Below are 15,602 nucleotides of genomic sequence, written 5' to 3'. Positions count from 1 at the left end.
CCAAAGCAGCCAGCGGGCGTCTGTCGGACCGGCCCGCATTTTAGGAGGTCTGCGTGACTGTAACCCTGTCCGTCCTTGCGCTTTTGGCGCTACAGGTGCTTGCCGTTTTGTGTGCCTGGCGCGCCATTCAGGGCGCGCGCACGCCGCAAGGGGCCGTGGGCTGGGTGGTGGCGCTTCTGGCGGCCCCTTATGTCAGTGTCCTGATCTACCTGTTTCTGGGCCACCACCGGTACCATGCGTATCTGGTGTCACGCCGTTCAAGTGCGCGCGTTATTGATGCGGTCAAACAGTTTGCATTGGCGCGCGGTCCGTCGATCCGGCCCAGCGTGAATACGGAACCCTTTGAGAAGATTGCAGCACTACCGGTTGTTGGGGGCAATGCCCTGATCCCGCTGATCGACGGGGCCGAGACCTTTGGCGCGATTTTCGACGCCATTGATCAGGCGGAACGTTATGTGCTGGTTCAGTTTTTCATCGTGCACAATGACAGGATCGGTCAAAGCTTCTGTGACAAACTGAGTGCCGCCGCGCAGCGGGGTGTGACGGTTCGGTTTATGACCGACGCGGTGGGCAGTAAGGGGCTGAGCCACTCGTTCTATCAAACCCTGCGCGCGGCCGGGGTCCAGGTGGCTGACCCGCGCCCGAAACACCGGTTTGCATTGAATTTCCGCAATCACCGCAAGACGGTGATCGTGGACGGGGTCGTTGGCTTTACCGGCGGTTTGAATGTTGGCGACGAATATATGGGGCGCGATCCGACGTTCGGGGCGTGGCGCGACACCCATGTGAAACTGGTGGGGCCGGTCGTTTCGCAGTTGCAACTGGCCTATCTTGAGGATTGGCACTGGTCGACCGCAGAGCAGATCGCATCAGAGCTGAACTGGGACGCGCCCCTGTCGGACGCGGACATGGCCGGGTTGGTGGTGCCAACAGGACCGGGGGACGAGTTAGAGACCGGCGGGCTGTTCTTCTTTTCGGCCATCGCAGCGGCACAGGAGCGGATCTGGATCGCCTCGCCCTATTGCGTGCCGGACACCGATATCCTCAGCGCGCTGAAACATGCCGCCCTAAGCGGGAAAGACGTGCGCCTGTTGGTGCCCGACGTGATTGACCATTACATCCCCTGGCTGGCGGCGTTTGCCTATTTCGACGAGCTGCGCGAAGCCGGGGTGCAGATCTGGCGGTACACCGAAGGGTTCATGCACCAAAAGGTGGTCTTGGTGGACGATACCTTTGCGGCGATCGGCACGTCGAACCTCGACAACCGGTCCTTCCGGCTGAATTTCGAAGTGATGGCGGTCGGGTTTGACACCGCATTCACCGCGCAGGTGGCCGGGTTTCTGGAACAGGATTTCGCGCGCGCGCATTTGCTTGAAAAGGACTTGTCTGAACAACCCTTGCGCATCCGCGTCGGGGCACCAATCTCGCGGCTTTTTGCGCCTCTCTTGTGATGTTGGAGGCCGTATCCAGACCGTGGACGTTGCGGTGTTGCGGGTGATTTGATGCCGGTGGGTTTGGCTCGGGGAATTGGTGAGAAATGAACGGATTGCGACACAACTGTGCCTCTATGTCGACCCCGGCGCGCGGGATCTTGTCATGGCAGGCAACGTCCTGCGGTGTGGGGTGGGCCCTGATGGTCGGTCTGTGGCTCACGATGGCCCCGGACGGTGGCTGGGCCGCTTCTGACGACACCCAACGCGGTGTCAGCTATTTGACGCAGCGCGACCGGTCAGGTTCACCCGATCCCGAGACATTCTACAACGGTGAACGCGGGGCCGAAATTGCCGCCGGGTTTTGCGCGATCGAGGACCAAAGCCTTGATTTTCTGTCTTCGGTGGCGGAAGCGGCGCCATTCCGCATTCCCGACGAAATCCTCAAGCTGCATTCGGTGCAGGAAAGCGATGTGCGTACCGTGTTTGACGGGCTGGTTGCGTCCAGTGCGGGCGCGGCCCCGACGCTTTATACTCACGGGTTTTTCATTGACTTCGAAAAAGGCTGCCGCCGCGCCACGGTTTTTCAGGAAAATGCGAACCTGGTGGGCCGGTTCTTGTGGTTCAGCTGGCCATCGAACGGGGAGCTGACAAATTACACCCACGACGAAGCCGATCTGCACTGGAGCGTGCCCGATCTTGCCAACGCCATTGCAAGACTGGATGCGACCTTCGGCAAGGGCCAGTTCAACATCGCCGGTCACAGTATGGGCGGGCGCGGCATGGCGCTTGCGCTGTATGACGTGGCGGTCCGGCATCCGGATGTGCGTGTGGGGCATGTTGCCCTGCTGGCACCCGATATCGACTTTGGGTTGTTCGCGCGCCTTGTGCCGCGGATCCGACCCATCGTCAAAAGCCTGACCATCTATGTCGCAGAGGCGGATCGCCCGTTGGCCCTGTCAGAACAGGTGCATGGCTATCCCCGGCTTGGACAGGCCGGCAATGATGTGGGCGTTCTGGACGGGGTCGAGGTCATTGATCTGAGTGACCTGCCAGTGCGCAGTCCCAGCGGGCATCTTTACCACATCTACAACACCGAAGTTGGGGACGATCTGAACCAGCTTCTCAACAGCGACCTGCTGGCTGGCGACCGGCGCAATCTGGTCCGGACAGGTGACAATCTCTGGCGATTACAGCGGCAGGACGATCAGTAATCAGCGCATCACCCGACAGTAAACATCGCCGGAATTGGCGTCGCCGGGAAGCGCGTGCAGGATCGCCGCCATCGCATCGGCGTCACACCAGTCTGGCAGGCGCAGGTGATGATCTTCGCCAAGACTATAGTTGAACTGGTAAGCCCCAATGGCGGTGATGCGGGCCACGCAGGCCAACGCGATGTCTTTCTGTATGGTGGTAAACTCGAAAGACAGCGCGCGGACGGGCCTGTCCAGACCGTTCAACACGTCCAGTTCGTGCCCTTCGACATCAATCTTGATGAACTCGGGGGGGCCGTTGCGCCGGATCAATGCGGTCAGGGTTGTCACGGGCACGCGGATCGTTTCGTCCCAGTGTTGTCCATGCCAGTTCGCGTCCTGTGACGCCGCCGCAATCATATCGCGCGACACGGTCGATACGGTGGGGTTCCTGGTGTTGACGTGCAGATCCAGCCATCCGGTGGCGTTGCCAACAGCGGCGCAGTGCAGGTCCACCAACGGATCGCGCCCGTGAATCAGGCGCAGGGCGCGGAAGACCCGAGGCTGCGGTTCGACCGCCACAACAGATGCGCCCAAACGCCGGAAGCTCGCGGTGCGATCCCCGACATGCGCGCCGATGTCAAAGGCCCGGTCTCCGGGACCCACGAACATCGCGTTCAACCTGTCCATACGCGCCGCGCGGTCCGCGTCACGGTAATAGACGTCAAAGGATCGGCGAAGTGAGAGGCGGGCTGTCATCTCAGACCATTCAGAACGCGGCTGGCAATGCGCGCCGTATCCATCCACCCGGGCAGGTCGGCCCCATGCCGTGCGGCAGCATCGGCGAGGGAGGTCCGCTGGTCTGTCTGTGTCAGAAGTCTTTGCAGCGCGTCGGCAAAGGCCGGAACATCGTCGGGCGCAACCAGCAGGCCCGCATCCGCTGGCACGGTCTCCGGCACTGCCCCGGTCCGACAGGACACAATCGGCAGGCCCCAGGCAAGCGCATCGTTGAAAACGATGCCATACCCCTCGTACAGGGTGGCAAGCGCAAAGAGCGACGCCTCGGAATAGAGCGCGTTAAGGTCATCCTGACCAATCTGCCCGGTCAGCGTCACGCGCTCTGTGAGGTCAAGCGCGGCCACAAGCCTGTGGAGCTCTGCGCTGTAGGCCGCATCATAGGCGGACCCGACAACGGTGGCTTGCCACTCCAGATGCCGGATATCTGCCAGCGCCCGCAGCAAAATGTCATGCCCCTTGCGAGGGTGCTGAATGCCAACCGACAGGATCAAGGGCGGAACTTGTGGCGACCGGGGTATCGTGGGCTGCACGGTGCCCGGTCGCGCGATGGACATGCGGGATCGCGGCACGTCGTATGTCGTTGCCAGAATATCGGCGGTGTGTGGGCTGGGCACCAGCACGTGTTGGGCCAAGTCCAGATTGTCCTTCTCTGTGCGGAACAGGTGATCCCGCAGGTCAGCGTCCAGACCGGTTTCCAACGCCAACGGATGGTGGATCATCGCCACAATCGGTGCGCGCACGGCGGCCAGTCCGGCGGTGTCGATTGCGCCGTACACCAGCCCGTCCAGAATAAGCGGGCGGTCCTTGGGCAATGCGATCAGCGCGTCGATGGCGTGGCGCATATCGGTTGGCGTGGGGGTCGGGAACGTGCCGCCAAGCGGAATGTGTTGCACGTCATGCCCAAGGGCGCGCAGGTTCTCAAGCAACAGGCGCTCATAAATATAGCCGCCGGTGACGGTGTTGATGTCACCCGGAATGGCAAAGGCGGCCTTGCGCAGGGTCATGCCAATTGTTCCGGCGCATAGGTGCGCAGCACCCGTTTTTCGATCCAGCCGACGCCTGCATAGCCACCTGCCGACAACAGCGCGACGATGACCACCGAACTCCACAACATGTCGTAATCCGAGAGCGAAGCCGACAGGGCCATGACACTGCCGATGCCCTTGCCGGTGGCCAGCCATTCAACAACCGTGACCGCCAGAACCGATGCCGGAACATTCATGCGCGCGGCGGCGAAGAACGCGGGCAGCATTGCCGGGATGCGCACGCGCAGAAGCTTCTCAACCGGCCCGGCCGCGTAGCTGTCAAACACATCCAACACGCGCCCAGGTGCCTGCCGCAATCCATGCAAGCACGCGACGAAGGTTGGGAAAAACACCATGATCGCCACCAATACAACGGTGCCGACCGCCCCGCGACCGAGGAGCAGGACAACCAAGGGCGCGGTCGTGATGATCGGCACGGATCTGAGCGCGATGGCAAGAGGCATGGCCGTGCCCGCGAGCGCTGGAAACAAGACGATCAACATTGCAAGCACCGCGCCGCTGGCCAAACCGGCGACATAGCCGGGCAGAAGAAAGATCGCCGTTTCCGACAGCGCCTGCATTAACGTCTGGCGCGTCTCGGCGGCATCTGCCGATGTGATCAATGCGGACCAGACCTCCGCCGGTCCTTTTGCAAAAAACGGGTTGAGGTTCAGCCCCGTGATCATCGCCCACCACAGGATCAGCGCGGCAAGGGCGATGGTGATCAGGTTGGTCACGCCGGTCAATCGACGGGCTTGGCCCTCGGGCGTTGCTGGTGGCGCAAGGATGATCGGGGGGTCTTGCCGCAAGGCGCGCCGCGCCAACCACCCGATGGCCAGGTAACTCAGGACAGCCACAGCCGTTGCCACGGTGGCCAGCGCCCATGTCATGTCAACGTTCATGCCCCGCATCGCGCGGATTGTCAGAACCCCCATGCCGCGTTCCGCGCCGGTAAATTCGCCCACCATGGCCCCCAGAAACGCGGCGGGTGCTGCGATCTGCAACCCGGCAACCAGATAGGGCAACGCCGCATGCGCCCGGACATGCAACAGCGCCGCAACGCGACCGCGCCCGTAGCTGTGAACAAGATCAAGCCACCCCGACGGCACCGCGCGCAAGCCGACCAGAAGCGGGATCAAAGTTGTGTAATAGACGGCCAGTGCGGCCAGCGTGATCTGGGGCCATGGTCCGGGACCAAAGATCACGCGCAAAATCGGGCCCGTGGCGACAAGGGGCAGGCAGAACACCAGCAGTGCCAGCCCCCGGATCAGCGCCTCGCTGCGCGGCACCACGATGGCGGTGGTGGCCAGAACGATGGCCACGGCATTGCCAATGGCAAACCCAAGCACCGCGTTGGTGAGCGTGGCCCCCAAGGCGCGCCACACCAGCCCTGCGTGTTCCACAAGGTAAGACAGGATCGCGCTTGGACCGGCGAGGACAAACGCCCCGTCAAGGACGCGCGCCAACACTTCCCACGCCAGCAAAACCAGCACCGGGCCAAACAGCCCCGCACCCCAAGTCCGGTCGCGGGACGGGGCAGCCGCAGCGGCGATCATTGCGCGGCTTTTGGCAAGGTGTGACCGACCCCCACCGCCAGCGCGGCCGAGACCTGTTCGACGATGCTGGCGAATGTGTCGGACTGGGTGACTTCGGGCTGCCTTGGGCGCTCAAGCGCCACGTCGATATCGGCAACCACGCGCGCGGGCCGGGGTGACAGGACAATCACCCGGTCCGACAGGGTGACCGCTTCGCTGACCGAATGGGTGACCAGTAGCGTGGTGGTGCCGCTGGCCTCCCAAATGCCGGGCAGGTCATTGGCCAATTGTTTACGGGTCAGTTCATCTACCGCGCCGAACGGTTCATCCAGCAGCAAAAGCTTGGGACGGGTCGACAACGCCCGGGCAATGGCTGCCCGTTGCCGCATTCCGCCCGACAGTTCCGCCGGGCGCGTATCGGCAAACCCGTCCAACCCGACCAGATGGATCAATTGGTCGATCTGGTCGGCGCGTCGGGGCAACCGGGCAAGATCCAGCGCCAGTTCGATATTCCCGCGCACGCTGCGCCACGGCAGCAGCGACGGGTCCTGAAACGCAACCGACAAACCGGCATTGCGACGGATCTCTGCAGGCGGGTGGCCGTCTATGGCGATCTGTCCCGAACTGGGTGTCTCAAGCCCCGCGATCATCCGCAGCAACGTGGATTTTCCACATCCCGATGGTCCGACCAAAGCCGTTGTCTGACCTGCTTCGAAAGACAGCGTCATGGGCGTCACCGCTTCAACGGCTCCGCGAAAGGTCTTTGCGACGTTTGTGCAGACAACAGGAACGGACATCAGGTGGTCAGGATCCGTGAATGTCTTCGAGGATCGACCGGTCCCACAGATCGGCTGTCACGGTGCGGCCCAACAGCTTGAGCGTTTCAATATTGTCGGCCACCGTGTCATCGGTCCACCAGCCAAAGCCGTTCGCGTCTGTCAGATCAGAGAACATCAGAGGCACCTGACGGGCCGCCTGCAAGCGCTGGGTCTCCAGATCAAGCCCCGCATCAGGGAACATCTGCAGAGTCAGGTCGGTCGCGGCATCGGTATCTTCGCGATAGGCATTCCATCCACGCACTTCGCCCGCCATCAAAGCCACGATCTCGTCGCGGCGATTGGCAAGGCTGTCTTCGGTGGTGATATAGGTTTGCGAATGCACGGCGTAGCCGTGATCGGCCATCAGCATCGTTGTGTTTTCAACGCCCTGTACGGTCATTGCGACGGGCAGGTCGGTTTCCCAGCTCAGTAGGCAGTCCACTTCGCCCGCGACAAGCGGTTGTGGCGAATACTGCGTCGGGACAATTTCGATCGCGTTGAAATCCACGTCGTTCAGGGTGCAAAGGGCTTGCAACACCGGGGTGTTGGCCAAGGCCATACCGATCTTACGCCCCTCCAGATCGGCTGGAACTGTCACTGGATTGGCCGCAAGGGAGGTGATGGCAAACGGGTTTTTCTGCATAGCCACAGCGATGATCTTGAACGGCGCGCCCTGTTCCACGGCCGCCGCGGTGTAATCCGCAGCCGATATCCCGACGAGGGCCGTTCCGGATACCACGGGAGGTTCCACAGGCGCGTTGGGTCCACCTTGAAGCAGCGTGACGTCAAGCCCCGCGTCTGCCCACCATCCCCGGTTCTGGGCAATGTAGCTGCCCGCAAACTGTGTCGAATGGAGCCACGATAATTGCAGGCTAACGGGCGTGTTGGCCCATGCGCGTTGCGGCAGGCCACCAACAGAGGCCGCGCCAAGCGCCGCCGCGCCGGTTGTGAGAAACGAACGCCGCGTCGGGTTAAAGCGAGATGTCATATGAACAGTCCTTGCGTCGAGAGATATGGGCCAGAGATGCGATAGGCTCACATCCGGATTGAGGCGGTATGGTAGATATGTAGGTCACGGTTGCTCCGGGACAGGTGCAAGTGGTCGCAGCCATGTCAGAATAAGCCCGGGCAGGACCGTGAGCATGAACGCAATCCCAAAAGCGACACTTGCCGCCAGCCCTTCGGAGGCTGTGGCGCCGATCACCGGGAATAACAAAACGGCCGCGCCTTCGCGCAAACCCCACCCGCTGATCGACAGCGGGATCACCATCGCAAACAGTATCAACGGAACCAGCGTTGCAACGACCAGTAGGGGCAGGGGAACGCCGATGGCCGCTGCGCAACAGGCAAAGGCGGCGATGTTGCAGATGGCGGTGGCAAGGCTGAGAGCGATTTGCTGTCCCACCACGCCGCGCGCGGCAACGGCGCAGACAAAGGATCGAACGGTTGTCTTGATCGGGTGTGTTTCCGTCGGGATCAAGCGCATGGTCAGAGCCACGGCAAAAGGCAGCGCTATCAAAACGGAAAACGTTGTCGCAAGCGGCCCGATCACCCAAACCGGCCAGTCGAACCCGACAGGCACCACCAATGTGAGGGCGAGTCCGATCCCCAGAACACAGAATAGTCCTATCTGCCCAGCCAGACGTTCGAAAATCACGGCCTGGCTTGAGATCAGCAACCCGGCGGCTTTGCGCGCGCGCACAGCGCGTCCTGCATCGCCGATAACGCCACCGGGCAAAGACTGGTTGATCACCTGCGCGAGGTAATATTCGCGGATCGCGTCTCCCAGCGGGAGCGACAGGCCCAGCTGTGCCGCCGTCACCCGCCACCGCTGCGCCGACAGCAGCGTTTGCAGGGTCAACAAAACCACCGCCAGGATCAACCAGCTTGGTGAGGCAGTCTGCAACAGGTCGAGCGCCGCCGCGCCATCCGCCGCGTGCCACAACAGCGCAACAAGACCGAGCAGGACAAGAATCTGCACAATACGCGTCACGTTGGCGGGGAGGGCAGGAAGCGATGGCATGCTCAGTTGGCGACCTCGGTCGATGGGGGTGTCGTGTATGCTTTCAACAAGATGTCTCGGACGCTGTCCATAGCGATCACCGGAACGTCATCGGCCGGGATCAGCCCATCGGTGGGCGCCAGCGCCGACAATGGGGCAACAAGATGCCGAGGGCCGATCACGTGAACCGGCACGTCAGACCTGTGATCCCGGGCAATCAGTTCCGCCGCCTGATGGTCGCCGATCACAATCATCAGCGGTGGGTCTGCGGCGTGCAGCGCGGCATATTCAAAAACCGTTTGAAGTGAATAGTTTACTGCCAGTTTGTACTGCAATCGCACGCGCTCCCGGTCGCGCCAGACCACATCTGGCGGATCACCTGAAGTGGCCGCGTCGTTATAGATCGTCCCATCGCCGATATCGTCCCACGCAATCACGTCTGGCACCGGGGTCCACGGTGCATGGGACGAGGCCAGCGCCACTTGGGCAAAGACATGCCGATCGGCCACTGTTTCGCGCAACAGGCGGTCCAATGCGGCAAGGGTGAACTGGTCTGGCATCGTCACCCAATTGAAGGGCAGACCTTTGTATCCAAGGTCTTTGGCGGGCAGTACCGTGTCAAACCCCATCCGGTCGGCTTCGGGCCAGTCCAGTGTGATTTGCGGCATTACCGCGCCCGTGTGAAAGCCATTGCGCTGCGCGTGATGATACAACGTTTGCCGCCCGCTGGTCAGCGCCGCGCCGTAGCGCACCTGATTGTCGATCCATAATCCGTTGGCGATGCTGGCATGTGCCAGCCAGCTTTGACCCCCTTTGGTGGGGGATTTCAGGATGCCAGAGCGCATCGACAAACCCAGTTCACGCAATTCGGTGTCATAGGTCGCAAGGGTTTCGCGGTGCAGGTCGGCAAAGAACGGGATGTCGATGCTTGTGCGCCCGTAACTTTCGATGAAAATGACAAGCACGTCACGATCGATGGCGGTGAACAGGTTGCTTGCGTCGGCAAAGGGGTCTTGCTGAACCGCCACGTGGAAAGCGCGCAATTCAGCCAGCGTGTTGCGGACCATGACCACTCGTTCGACCCCGACCCGCGCGGTGAATGCCGCTCCCGGCGGATTGGCAGTCAGGGACCAGCGACCCATGACATGTCCGATCTCGGCGATGGCAATCCCGGTCGCGCACACCGCGATCACCGCCGAAGCCTGCCGACCAGCGCGCGGCACCATGATCCCGGCCCAGATGCCTGTTGCCCACCATAAAATCCAGGCTACCATTCCAATTGCCGCCAGTGCGGCGATGCAGGCCAGCACGGTCAGCACCGGCCCCAGTGCGCCCAGCAGCAGGCGTCCGAATGCGGTGATCAAGGGGAAATCGGCAACCGGATTGAAGCCGCGCGACAGCGCGTTGAAACTGACGAAATCCGCCGTCTTGAGCACGACAATGGCGGTCAGGCTGACCACCAGAATGCCGCGAAACACACCAGAGGCGCGGGTATGGCCAAGGGCGATCAGCGCGCAAATCAGGGCAGGCAGTTCAAGTGGAAACAGCAGCAATGCGCGCCACGTCATCGCCGCCGGGTGATTGGGTTGGATCAGCACAATATGCAACACCAACGTGGCAAGGCACAGCACAAGCACGCGGCGCAGCGTGGATCTGGTCATGACCGATGTCGCCACAGATACCGCACATCGAGCCAGAACGACCAGATCAAAGCAACCGTCACCCCGATCACCGCAACTGTTACAAGACCCGGCGGCGCAGGTGGCAAGATGGCAAAGATCAGGACAGAGATTTGCATCACGCAGACAAGCTTGCGACTGAACCGGGGCGGCAGGTCGCCCGCCAACCACGGCAAGGGGGCGTGAAGAATGAAAAAGATGTACCGGGGTAGGCCAAGGATCAGCACAATCGGTCCCACCGACCCGGCAAGATAGGCATGCGCGGCCAACACAAGGGCGAGCAGGGAATCCACCTCCATGTCGAACCGCGCGCCGAAATCGGAAACATAGCCTTCGCGGCGCGCCAGCCAGCCGTCAACGCCATCAAGGCCCAACGCCAGCGTGGCAATCGCAAACACGACCCACGGCGAAAATGGCGCGGACACAAGCCAACTCACCAGCAAGGCCGTCAGCAAAAGCCTGAATACGGTGACCGCGTTGCACCAGCCAACGTGCGCATGCGGGTAGCTGCGCACCATCGCGCGCCCCGCCAGTCCGGTTGCGATCAGATAGGTCAACGCCCCGAAACACACCGCGATCAGCGACGCGTCAGGACTAAATCCCCAAATCGCAACACCATGTCCAACCCCGCAGAGCACGGCGAGCATCGCGAACTCGGCTTTGGTCCCGGACGCGCCCGTGCGGGATGCCGACAATGTCGTCGGTGCCATTCCGCCTGCGCCTTCTGATGTCTTGCCTGAAACCGCCATAAACTGTGCCGGGAAATCTACCCTTGCTTCGATCAAAGGATTGGACTGAAACTGTCTTGCAGGAGCAAAGCGCCCATTTGACCGCTCCCATTGATTTAAGCATAGCGGGGACACCCAGAATGACAATTCCAACGCACAGTTACAAAGCGCCAGCCCGCTGGCTTCATTGGTCAATGGCCATCCTCGTGCTGCTGATGATCCCGGCCGGTTTCATCATGATCCGCGAGGGCATCAGCCGACCGTTGCAAAACAACCTGTTTATCTTTCACAAGAATGTGGGCGTGCTCTTGCTGATCCTGATCGCGGTGCGGTTGCTGTATCGCTGGCGCAATGCTCCGCCGCCCGAACCGTCGCATTTGCCCGACTGGCAGCTCAAGATCGCGGGCCTGACCCATGGTCTGCTTTACGCGCTGTTGGTGATCATGCCGATTGCCGGATATGTCCGGGTGCGCGCCGGGGGCTTTCCCATTGAAACGCTGGATGCGCTGGGCATCCCGGCGCTGGTGCCAAAGTCCGAAGGTCTGGCCGACTTTGCCAAGGCGATCCATTTCTACGGCGGCTGGGCGATTGCGATCCTTGTCGCCATGCATGTCGGCGCGGCCCTGCAACATGGGTTGATCAAGAAAGACGGCGTGTTTTCACGTATGTGGCCGGGGGCGTCCTGACCGGCTTCGCATGCAGGAACGCCCGATGATCACCCGCCGGTCCGTTCTGGCGATGCTCACCGCCAGCACCGCGGTGTCACCCGGTTGGGTACATGCCAGCGCGGGGGCAGAGGAGTCGTTGCTCGACACCGCCAAGGCGCTTGCAGCGCGGCCTTACGTGCCACCCTCCCGCGATTTGCCACCCCCCTTTGCCGGTCTGGACTACAATGCCTATCGCGGCATCCGGCCCAAGGCGGGGCAGGCGGCGATGTTGCCGCAAGGCGATGGGTTCGCGGTCGATTTCCTGCCGCCGGGACTGTATTTTCCAGACCCGGTTGCCATTGAACGCACATTGGCAGGCACGACGCAGGATCTGGCGTTTTCGCCGTCGCTTTTCACGTTTGAGCCACGCTATTTCGACGACATTCCCGCCACGTCGCCGGCGGGCGGATTTTCCGGGTTTCGTCTGCGGCACCCGCTGAACACCCCCGACGTCATGGATGAGGTCGCGGTGTTTCAGGGTGCCAGCTACTTCCGTGCCATTGGGCGGGCGATGTCCTATGGCCTGTCGGCGCGGGCTGTGGCCTTGGGAACGGGCGGCCCGACGCCCGAAGAGTTTCCGCGTTTCACGCGCTTTCGGCTGCATGAGGGACAAGGCGACCGCATCCGTGTCGAGGCGGTGATCGACAGCCCGTCCCTGGCGGGCTATGCCGATATGACCCTGATCCCCGGCACGGGCACGGTGATGGATATCGCGATCACGCTGTTCCCGCGGGTTGAGATTTCCGACATCGGGATCGCACCGCTGACATCCATGTATCTGAAAGGGCCAATGCACGCGGCGGTGTCTGACGATTTTCGCCCGCGCGTGCATGACAGCGATGTGCTGGTCATCGAAAACGGTGCAGGCGAACAGCTCTGGCGTCCCATCGGCAATCCGGCGCGGGTTGAAACCTCGGCGTTTGCAGATCACAATCCCGCACGGTTCGGCCTGTTCCAGACCGCCCGCGCCTACGAGGATTTCGAAGACACCGAAGCGCAGTATCAGAACCGTCCGTCCGCATCGGTCGCGCCAATGGGCGATTGGGGGGCAGGGGCGGTTATACTGGTCGAAATCCCGACCGGTACGGAGTTTCTGGACAACATCGTCGCGTTCTGGCGACCGGAGGCCCCGTTGCAGGCCGGGGGGCAGTACAGCTACCGGTACCGGCTGACCTGGACCAAATCAGACCCGCAACTCAGCGTGCCTGCCAAGATCTTGCAGTCGCGCAGCGGGCGTGAACATGACCGGCCGGGCAGTCGCCGCTTCGTGGTGGATGTCTCAACGCTGCCCAACGGCGTCACACCGGACCTGTCGGTCTCGGGCACGCCCGCCGAGGCGGTGTTTGGTCTCAGCCATTTCGCCTTGCCCGATGGGCGTGGGTCACGGGTGACGTTCCTGTTTGCCCCCGAAGAGGCCGAGGCCGCAGAGCTTCGGCTGGTCCTGCGGGACACGGATGGCCAGCCCGCAAGCCCGGTGTGGTTGCACCGATGGACGCGCAAGCGGGACGGAGGTGTCTGACAAGCCGTGCAGTCAGGCGGCTTGTCGGGAACAACGCCGCGCGGCGAGGCCGCCGTCATCCCATTGACCTAAAGCTCGCCTGCCTCCTCCAACACTTTGCGCGCGGCGCGGAAGCACTCAAGCGCTTGCGGGACACCGCAATAGATGCCGATCACGTGAATAATCGCGCGGATTTCTTCCTTGGTGACCCCGTTGCGCAAGGCCCCCCGGCAGTGCAATTCCCATTCGGTCATCTTTCCCAAAGCGCCGATCATCGACAGGTTCATCATGGAACGTGTCTTGGCGTCGATAACATCGTCCCCCCAGCCAAACCCCCAACACCACGCCGTCATCGCCTCTTGAAAGGGGCGGGTGAATGCGTCGGCCTTGGCCAGGTTGCCTTCGACATACTCCGCGCCCAGCGTCGCCTTGCGCTGTTCCATGCCCTTGAGAAAGAGGTCTTCATCGAAAGTGCTCATCGCGCGTCCCTTTTGTTGCGTTTGGCAAAGAGTGTGTCACGCCGCATCCATGGGCAAGCGAGGTTCTGTACGGTTGGGTGATTTTGTGGCTCTAACCGCGTTCTGCGGTGTCCGGGCCTTCTTGGGAAACGCGTCATCCACCCAGAATCGTGAACGCGTCCCGGATCCGTTGGTCCTGTTCTGCGCTCAGGTAGGTCGGATGATGTTCCTCAAGCACGCTGCGCGCCTTGGCCTTTGCTCGGTCCCATGCGTCCTGTGACCCGGCCTCTTCCCATGTCCGGGGCTGTTCCCGATCCGCAAGGTTGGGATAGACATAATCCCGCTCCATCGCCTGATAGGTCTGGTCCGCACCCAGAAAATGCCCGTCCCCCAGGATGGCCGCGCAGATTGCGTCAAAACCAAGCGTGTCTTCCGACACTTCGATCCCGCGCAGGGCGCGGTAGGTCATGGCGTGCATTTCGTCATCCAGTATGAACGCCTCAAAGCTGGCCCCAAGCAAAGCCGCCATCATCCCAGAGCTTTCGTAGATCAGGTTGCCGCCCGCAAGCGCTGCGGCAAGGCTCGTCATGCCCTTCTCAACGCCGTATTGCGCGTCAATCGCCTTGGCGTCGGTCATTGAACAGGCCACGCCGGAGGGCAGGCCAAGCCAGTTCGACAGCTGCGCCGAGGCCGCGTTCAACACCGTGGTTTCACCGCCACCGCCCGCAAACGCGCCGCTGCGCAGATCGATCACCAGTGGCCAGTTGGAAAAGACCATCGGAAAGCCGGGGGCGATCACGTTGACCATCACAAGGCTCGCCAGGGTTTCGGCCAATGACTGCGCCAGAAACCCGGCCAGCGTGGCAGGTGCCGTTGCACCGGCCTGTGCCGCCGTGATGCAGGACATCGGGATGTTGTGTTCGATACATTTGTAAACCACGTCCACCGCATCTTCGCCGAACCGCATGGGCGAAATCACCGGGCTGATATGCGCTTTGAGAAAAGGGCGTTTTGCAAAAGCCCCGTCGCCCCCTGCGGCAATGTCCAGCATCTGCACAATCGGGTCCACATGGTCGGCCAGGGTAAAGGCCGTGGCAACCGGTTTGGTGGTGTTTTTCAACAGCGCATACGCCGTGTTCACGTCAAGATCGAACGGGTCCGGCACATCGGTTGCAATGCAGCAGCGGGTGAACCAGGCCACGTTGCCAAGCGTGTCCTGCAAGCGGGTAAAATCGTGCAGGTCCTGCAATGTCGATGGACGGTACAACCCGCTGTCCAGATCAAGCGTGTTCACCGCCGCACCGCCGGTCCCGAAATACACATGCGAGCCGCCCACCTCGATCGACCGATCCGGATCGCGGCCGTGCAGGGTAAACCGTTTTGCCGCCCGTGCGATGGCATCCTCGACCAAGGCGTTCGGAAAACCGATCCGCGCATTGCCCAGGTCAACCGCGCCCGCCTGTAGCAGATCATCCCAAAGCCGCGCGGGCACCTCGCCCATCCCCAGGTTTGCCAGAAGGTGCAATGCGGCGTCGTAGATCTGGCCCATATCCGTGTCGGACAGCGGACGGTACTGGCCGCCAATCTGGCCTGGCGGCGCAGGGTTCACCTTGGGCGGTGCCGCGCGCTGGATCAGCCGCGACTTGCGGCCCGAGCGACGAGGTTTTGCAGAAGCGTGCGTCATGTCCGTAAAGGACACCGCACGCCCGCTTCGCGCAATCGCAAATCCGC

14 protein-coding genes are annotated in these 15,602 nt (G+C 62.0%); 4 read left to right on the top strand and 10 right to left on the bottom strand.

Translation table 11 applies throughout. From position 1 onward, the window contains the following. Positions 1-53 precede the first annotated feature (53 nt). Both cls and MWU54_RS05460 read left to right on the top strand, forming a co-directional pair. On the top strand, positions 54-1,451 hold the full coding sequence (gene cls, locus MWU54_RS05465; RefSeq protein WP_247081383.1) for a cardiolipin synthase: 1,398 nt from the start codon (positions 54-56) through the stop codon (positions 1,449-1,451). 116 nt (positions 1,452-1,567) lie between these two features. Then, positions 1,568-2,644, top strand: a complete 1,077-nt coding sequence (locus MWU54_RS05460; protein WP_247081381.1) for an alpha/beta hydrolase — start codon at positions 1,568-1,570, stop codon at positions 2,642-2,644. Here MWU54_RS05460 and MWU54_RS05455 read toward each other — a convergent pair whose 3' ends face one another. From MWU54_RS05455 to MWU54_RS05420, 8 genes are all read right to left on the bottom strand, one after another. Further along, on the bottom strand, positions 2,645-3,382 hold the full coding sequence (locus tag MWU54_RS05455; protein WP_247081379.1) for an FkbM family methyltransferase: 738 nt from the start codon (positions 3,380-3,382) through the stop codon (positions 2,645-2,647). Continuing rightward, positions 3,379-4,425, bottom strand: coding sequence for a glycosyltransferase family 4 protein (locus MWU54_RS05450; RefSeq protein WP_247081378.1), 1,047 nt, complete (start codon positions 4,423-4,425; stop codon positions 3,379-3,381). The genes MWU54_RS05455 and MWU54_RS05450 overlap by 4 nt, the downstream gene beginning before the upstream one ends. Next, complete coding sequence (locus tag MWU54_RS05445) at positions 4,422-6,002, bottom strand: ABC transporter permease subunit (protein ID WP_247081376.1); 1,581 nt, start codon at positions 6,000-6,002, stop codon at positions 4,422-4,424. The genes MWU54_RS05450 and MWU54_RS05445 overlap by 4 nt, the downstream gene beginning before the upstream one ends. Next, positions 5,999-6,778 carry an ABC transporter ATP-binding protein gene (locus MWU54_RS05440; protein WP_247081375.1) on the bottom strand — a complete coding sequence of 260 codons (780 nt, stop codon included), beginning with the start codon at positions 6,776-6,778 and terminating at the stop codon, positions 5,999-6,001. Before MWU54_RS05440 ends, MWU54_RS05445 begins: the two co-directional genes overlap by 4 nt. A gap of 7 nt (positions 6,779-6,785) precedes the next feature. Then, positions 6,786-7,787: an ABC transporter substrate-binding protein gene (locus MWU54_RS05435; protein ID WP_247081373.1), complete on the bottom strand. Its 1,002-nt coding sequence runs from the start codon at positions 7,785-7,787 to the stop codon at positions 6,786-6,788. A gap of 84 nt (positions 7,788-7,871) precedes the next feature. Further along, the gene (locus tag MWU54_RS05430) at positions 7,872-8,792 is read right to left on the bottom strand and encodes a lysylphosphatidylglycerol synthase transmembrane domain-containing protein (protein WP_247081371.1); all 921 of its coding nucleotides are present in this window, start codon (positions 8,790-8,792) and stop codon (positions 7,872-7,874) included. 32 nt (positions 8,793-8,824) lie between these two features. After that, positions 8,825-10,462, bottom strand: a complete 1,638-nt coding sequence (locus MWU54_RS05425; RefSeq protein WP_247081370.1) for a sulfatase — start codon at positions 10,460-10,462, stop codon at positions 8,825-8,827. Continuing rightward, the gene (locus MWU54_RS05420) at positions 10,459-11,190 is read right to left on the bottom strand and encodes a CDP-alcohol phosphatidyltransferase family protein (RefSeq protein WP_247081369.1); all 732 of its coding nucleotides are present in this window, start codon (positions 11,188-11,190) and stop codon (positions 10,459-10,461) included. Before MWU54_RS05420 ends, MWU54_RS05425 begins: the two co-directional genes overlap by 4 nt. Positions 11,191-11,348: 158 nt before the next feature. Between MWU54_RS05420 and MWU54_RS05415 the strand changes: the two genes are divergently transcribed. Further along, positions 11,349-11,894: a cytochrome b gene (locus MWU54_RS05415; protein WP_247081367.1), complete on the top strand. Its 546-nt coding sequence runs from the start codon at positions 11,349-11,351 to the stop codon at positions 11,892-11,894. A gap of 25 nt (positions 11,895-11,919) precedes the next feature. Further along, a complete protein-coding gene (locus MWU54_RS05410; RefSeq protein ID WP_247081366.1) occupies positions 11,920-13,434 on the top strand; it encodes a glucan biosynthesis protein in 1,515 nt (504 codons plus the stop codon). 68 nt (positions 13,435-13,502) lie between these two features. Here the strand turns inward: MWU54_RS05410 and MWU54_RS05405 are convergent, their stop codons facing one another. Then, the gene (locus MWU54_RS05405) at positions 13,503-13,892 is read right to left on the bottom strand and encodes a carboxymuconolactone decarboxylase family protein (protein WP_247081365.1); all 390 of its coding nucleotides are present in this window, start codon (positions 13,890-13,892) and stop codon (positions 13,503-13,505) included. Positions 13,893-14,025: 133 nt separating this feature from the next. Next, positions 14,026-15,555 (bottom strand): trimethylamine methyltransferase family protein, encoded by a 1,530-nt coding sequence (locus MWU54_RS05400; protein ID WP_247081363.1) that lies wholly within the window; start codon positions 15,553-15,555, stop codon positions 14,026-14,028. Between the last annotated feature and the right edge of the window lie 47 nt (positions 15,556-15,602).

It is taken from the genome of Marivita sp. S6314, from assembly GCF_023015985.1.
GTDB lineage: Bacteria > Pseudomonadota > Alphaproteobacteria > Rhodobacterales > Rhodobacteraceae > Marivita.
Note: the sequence above shows the minus strand (reverse complement) of the source record. Positions and strands in the feature narration are given on the sequence as shown.